Origin of the sequence: Streptomyces sp. NPDC059456 (assembly GCF_042750055.1) — a bacterium.
Taxonomy (GTDB): Bacteria; Actinomycetota; Actinomycetes; order Streptomycetales; family Streptomycetaceae; genus Streptomyces.
Map to the genome: position 1 here is coordinate 1 of NZ_JBHYVA010000623.1, position 5,110 is coordinate 5,110.

Annotated in this window: 5 protein-coding genes; 4 read left to right on the top strand and 1 reads right to left on the bottom strand. The window is 73.0% G+C overall.

Annotated elements, in window-relative coordinates; genetic code table 11:
- Window positions 1-171 precede the first annotated feature (171 nt).
- Window positions 172-756 carry a hypothetical protein gene (locus ACFXA3_RS34925; protein WP_385193752.1) on the top strand — a complete coding sequence of 195 codons (585 nt, stop codon included), beginning with the start codon at window positions 172-174 and terminating at the stop codon, window positions 754-756.
- Window positions 757-824: 68 nt separating this feature from the next.
- Here ACFXA3_RS34925 and ACFXA3_RS34930 read toward each other — a convergent pair whose 3' ends face one another.
- Window positions 825-1,751, bottom strand: a complete 927-nt coding sequence (locus ACFXA3_RS34930) for a cyclase family protein (RefSeq protein WP_385193755.1) — start codon at window positions 1,749-1,751, stop codon at window positions 825-827.
- Between the two features lie 110 nt (window positions 1,752-1,861).
- Here ACFXA3_RS34930 and ACFXA3_RS34935 point away from each other — a divergent pair, with 110 nt between their 5' ends.
- Genes ACFXA3_RS34935 through ACFXA3_RS34945 form a run of 3 tightly spaced genes read left to right on the top strand, consistent with a single transcriptional unit; the run spans window position 1,862 to window position 5,064 of the window.
- A complete protein-coding gene (locus ACFXA3_RS34935; protein ID WP_385193757.1) occupies window positions 1,862-2,782 on the top strand; it encodes an SDR family NAD(P)-dependent oxidoreductase in 921 nt (306 codons plus the stop codon).
- Between the two features lie 15 nt (window positions 2,783-2,797).
- A complete protein-coding gene (locus ACFXA3_RS34940) occupies window positions 2,798-4,000 on the top strand; it encodes an acyl-CoA dehydrogenase family protein (protein WP_385193759.1) in 1,203 nt (400 codons plus the stop codon).
- Window positions 3,997-5,064 carry a Zn-dependent alcohol dehydrogenase gene (locus ACFXA3_RS34945; protein ID WP_385193761.1) on the top strand — a complete coding sequence of 356 codons (1,068 nt, stop codon included), beginning with the start codon at window positions 3,997-3,999 and terminating at the stop codon, window positions 5,062-5,064. The genes ACFXA3_RS34940 and ACFXA3_RS34945 overlap by 4 nt, the downstream gene beginning before the upstream one ends.
- Window positions 5,065-5,110: the final 46 nt, after the last annotated feature.

Genomic DNA, 5,110 nt, shown 5'->3' on the forward strand with positions numbered 1-5,110 from the left:
TTTTCGCTGTTGTGGTGTCCAGGGGGCGAGGTGAGCGGCGGGCTCGGGCCCGGGAAGCGGCCGGGGGTTTGCAGCCCGGGGGATATGGCCGGGGCCGGTGGTAACGGAGGATTCCGCTTCGAGAACAATTGGGGACGCACTCGACGTTACTCAGCAGTAGGAGCAAGCGCGTTGAACCAGGACAGGCGTCTCCAGGCCGAGGAATTCCTGCAGCCCGAAGAGCGGTTGATCGCCGTATGTGCCTGCGAACCGGCCCCGGGGGTGCCGAATCCGCCGGAGGACCTGCTCGCACCCCCGGAGCCGGCGGCGCTCGGCCGGCGGATCGAGGACAGGCTCCCGCGCTCCCTCCAGCAGCTCCTCAAGGCCCGCGGGCACGACCCGCGCCGGGATCCCGGTGAACGGGCCCCCGGCCCGGCGGACGGCAAGGGCATGGCGGGCGGCTGGCAGAGCTCGGCCGGACGGTTCCTGATCGACCGCGCCGGCGCGCGCGGTTCGGCGACGGACGTCCTGGTGGTGACGGACCGGCGCTGGTTCGCGCTGACGGACGTCTCGCCGCTGTGGCAGTCGACGCCCGTGATGAAGCAGTACTGGGAGGTCCCGCGGTCGGCGGTCACCGTCGTCCGGGCGAATGCCGCAGGGGTGCTCCAGAAGGGCCGCATGGACATCGAGTTCGCGGACCTCTCCTGGGTCTGCGTCACCGCCCTGACCCCCGCCGAGGCTTCTGCCTTCGCGTCCGCGGCGGCCCGCTACCGCTGAGGCGCCGCCCGTGGACCGGCCGCCACGCCCGGTGGCGGCCGGCGGCGGTGCGGCACGTACGGGGCGCCTCAGAGGACGGCCACCGGGGCGACCGGGGTGCCCACGCCGCCGACGAACGGCTCGGGCATGGCCGAGAGCAGGAAGCCGTACCGGTTCTCTTCTGCACAGGCTGTGGACAACTTTTCGAGATTCCAGTTCTGGCCCTGGTGCATGCCCATCTCGACCAGGTCCAGAGCGTGCACCGGCAGCCACAGACCGTCGATCTCCGGCGGGAAGATCTCGAAGGTCAGGGTGTCGTTGGCGACGGCCGCCACGTCCCGCGCGTGGAACCACTCGGGCGTGCGGACGGACAGCCCGGGCGAGGGGAAGCCGTAGCCGTGCTTGTCGCCCGCCAGGTAGACCTGGACCTGCCCGGTCCGCACGAGGACGACGTCGCCGGCGCGTACGGTCACCCCGCCGAACTCCTCGGCCTGCGCCAGGTCCTCGGGGGTGACCGCGTGGCCGCCGGGCAGCCGGTCCAGGCCCTTCGCGCGGGCCACGTCCAGCAGGACGCCCCGCGAGACGATGGGCCCGGCCTTGTCGATGCCGCTGAACTCGGCGCGCCCGTGCGCCGTGACGGTGCCGGCCGGGCGCCCGTTGTAGATCTTCCCCGAGTGCGAGACGTGCGTGAGGGCGTCCCAGTGGGTTCCGGCCTGCAGGCCCATGGTCACGGCGTCGTCGCTGCACGCCACCGTGCCCGGCCCGAAGAGCTCCTGGTTGATCTGCACCATCGTGTGCAGCGGGTTGATCCGGCCGGGGATCAGGCCGGCCTGGACCCCGTCCTCCTTGAGCGGGAGCGCGAGCGGGACCCGGCGGCCCGAGCGGACCTCGGCCACGGCCGCCCGCACGACCTCGTCGGTGATCAGGTTCAGCGTGCCGATCTCGTCGTCGGCGCCCCAGCGGCCCCAGTTGTTGACGCGCTTGGCGATGTCGTGGAACTCGGGGGGCATGCCCATGGCCTCATCGGCTCCTTGTCGCGGGGAGATGTGAACGGGGGCTTGTGCAGCCGCATCCGACTGCCCATAGAATCTAACGGTCCGTCAGAAAACGCGGGAAGGGGTCGGGCGTGGGGAACTTCTTGGCAGGCAAGGTCGTCGCCGTCACCGGCGCGGGCCGGGGCATCGGACGGGCCGTGGCCCTCGCCGCGGCCGCCGAGGGCGCCCGGGTCGTCGTCAACGACTACGGGGTCGGCATCGAGGGCGGCGAGCCCACCAGCGAGATCGCCGAATCCGTGGTCAAGGAGATCACCGCGGCCGGCGGCCAGGCCGTCGCCGTCGCCGACGACATCTCCACCATGGCGGGCGGCCAGCGCATCGTCGACACCGCCCTCGCGCAGTACGGCCGCATCGACGGCGTCGTGTGCGTCGCCGGCATCCTGCGCGAGCGGATGCTGTTCAACATGTCCGAGGAGGAGTGGGACCCGGTCGTCGCCACCCACCTCAAGGGCACCTTCACCGTCTTCCGCGCCGCGTCCGCCGTCATGCGCCGCCAGGGCGGCGGCACCCTCATCGGCTTCACCAGCGGCAACCACCAGGGCTCCGTCGCCCAGGCCAACTACAGCGCGGCCAAGGGCGGGATCATCTCCCTCGTCCGTTCCGCAGCCCTGGGCCTGGCCAAGTACGGGGTCACCGCCAACGCCGTCGCACCCGTCGCCCGGACCCGGATGTCGGCGGGCGTCCCCATGGAGCTCAAGGAGATCGGCGAGCCCGAGGACGTCGCCGCCCTGGTCACCTACCTGCTCTCCGACAAGGCCGTCGCCGTCGGGGGCGAGCGGATCACCGGGCAGGTCTACACGATCGCCGGCCCGAAGATCGCCGTCTGGGCGCAGCCGCGCGAACTGCGCGCCGGCTACGCCGAGGGCTCCTGGACCCCCGAGAGGATCGCCGATTTCCTGCCCGGGACGGTCGGCACCGACCCGATGCCGATGCTGGCGCAGCTGGAGGCCATGGCCAAGACGGCGGCCGCCAAGGACCGCCCCAACGCGTAGGGGAGCCCCGACGACATGGACTTCGGCTTCGGGACCGAGGACGAGGAACTGCGCGCCCGCGCCCGTGCCTGGCTCACCGAGCACCTCGTGGGCCCGTACGCGCAGGTCCTCGGCCGCGGCGGACCCGGCAGCGAACACGAGGGCATCGACACCCGGCGCGCCTGGGAACGCGAACTCGGCCGCGGCGGCTGGATCGGCCAGGGCTGGGACACGGGGCCGGACGAGGACCACGGCAACCGGCGGCTCTCCCTCACCGGCCAGGTCGTCTGGGCCGAGGAGTACGCGGCGCTGCGCGCCCCCGGCCGGGTCGGCCACATCGGCGAGAACCTCCTCGCGCCGACCCTGATCGCGTACGGGTCCCCGGAGCAGCGGGGCCGCTTCCTGCCCGCCATCGCGCGCGGCGAGGAGCTGTGGTGCCAGGGGTACAGCGAGCCGGGCGCCGGGTCCGACCTCGCGGGCATCCGTACCAGCGCGGTGCGGGACGCCGGCGACGGGTCCCTCCGCGTCACCGGGCAGAAGATCTGGACCTCCCTGGCCCGGGACGCCGACTGGTGCTTCGTCCTGGCCCGCACCGAACCCGGCTCCCGGCGCCACCGGGGGCTGTCGTTCCTGCTCGTGCGGATGGACCAGCCCGGCCGGGTCGAGGTCCGGCCGATCCGCCAGATGTCGGGGACCTCGGAGTTCAACGAGGTGTTCTTCGACGGAGCGGTGGCGGCCGAGGTCGTCGGCGGGGAGGGCAACGGCTGGACCGTGGCCATGGGACTGCTCGCCCTGGAACGCGGGGTCTCCACGCTGGTCCAGCAGATCGGGTTCGCGGCGGAGCTGGAGCGGGTGGTGGCGTCCCACCTGTCCTCGGGCGCGGCGGACCCCGTCCTGCGCGAGCGCCTCGTACGGCAGTGGGCCGAACTGCGCACCATGCGCTGGAACGCCCTGCGGACCCTGGGCACCACGGGCGATCCGGGTGCGCCGAGCGTGGCCAAGCTGCTGTGGGGCGGCTGGCACCGGCGGCTCGGCGAGCTGGCGGTGGCGGTCCGCGGGGCCGCGGCCTGCGCCGGGCCCGCGGACTGGGCGCCGGAGCTGCCCTACGAGCTCGGACTCGACGAGGCACAGCGCCTGTTCCTGTTCACCCGCGCCGACACGATCTACGGCGGCTCGGACGAGATCCAGCGCAACATCATCGCCGAGCGCGTGCTCGGCCTGCCTAAGGAGCCCAGGTGAGAGGCGTCGTGTTCGACGGCAAGCAGGCCCAGGTGGTCGAGGACCTGGAGATCCGCGACCCGGGACCGGGGGAGGTGCTGGTCGCGATCGCGGCGGCCGGGCTGTGCCACAGCGACCTGTCGGTGATCGACGGGACGATACCGTTCCCGCCGCCGGTGGTACTGGGGCACGAGGGCGCGGGAGTGGTGGAGGCGGTCGGGGCCGGGGTCACGCACGTGGCGCCGGGCGACCACGTCTCCCTGTCGACCCTGGCCAACTGCGGCGCCTGCGCCGACTGCGACCGGGGCCGGCCCACCATGTGCCGCAAGGCCATCGGGATGCCCGGACAGCCGTTCTCCCGGGGCGGGAAGCCGCTCTTCCAGTTCGCCGCCAACTCGGCGTTCGCGGAACGGACGATCGTCAAGGCCGTCCAGGCGGTGAAGATCCCGGCCGACGTTCCGCTGACCTCGGCGGCGCTCATCGGCTGCGGCGTCCTGACCGGCGTGGGGGCCGTGCTGAACCGGGCCCGCGTCGACCACGGCGAGTCGGTGGTCGTCATCGGCACCGGCGGGATCGGGCTCAACGTGATCCAGGGCGCCCGGATCGCGGGCGCGGGCACCATCGTGGCGGTGGACGCGAACCCGGCGAAGGAGGCGGTGGCCCGGCGGTTCGGGGCCACGCACTTCATCGACGCCTCGGCCGTGGCGGACTCCTCGGCGGCGGTCCGCGAGATCCTGCCGACGGGCACCGACCACGCCTTCGAGTGCGTCGGCAGCGTCAAGCTGATCCGGCAGGCCGTCGACCTCCTCGACCGGCACGGACAGGCGGTCCTGCTCGGCGTGCCCGGCTTCAAGGAGGAGGCCTCGTTCCAGGTCTCGTCCATGTACCTCGACAAGACCATCATGGGCTGCCGCTACGGTTCCTCCCGCCCGCAGCGCGACATCGCCCTCTACGCCGAGCTCTACCGGCAGGGAAGGCTGCTGCTCGACGAACTCGTCACCGAGGTCTACCCGGTCGAGGACTTCGCCAAGGCCGTCGACGACGCCCACCACGGCCGCGTGGCCCGCGGGGTGCTCACGTTCTGACCCGGGGCCCCCGCTCCACCACCGAGCGCAGGGCCGGCCCCCGGCG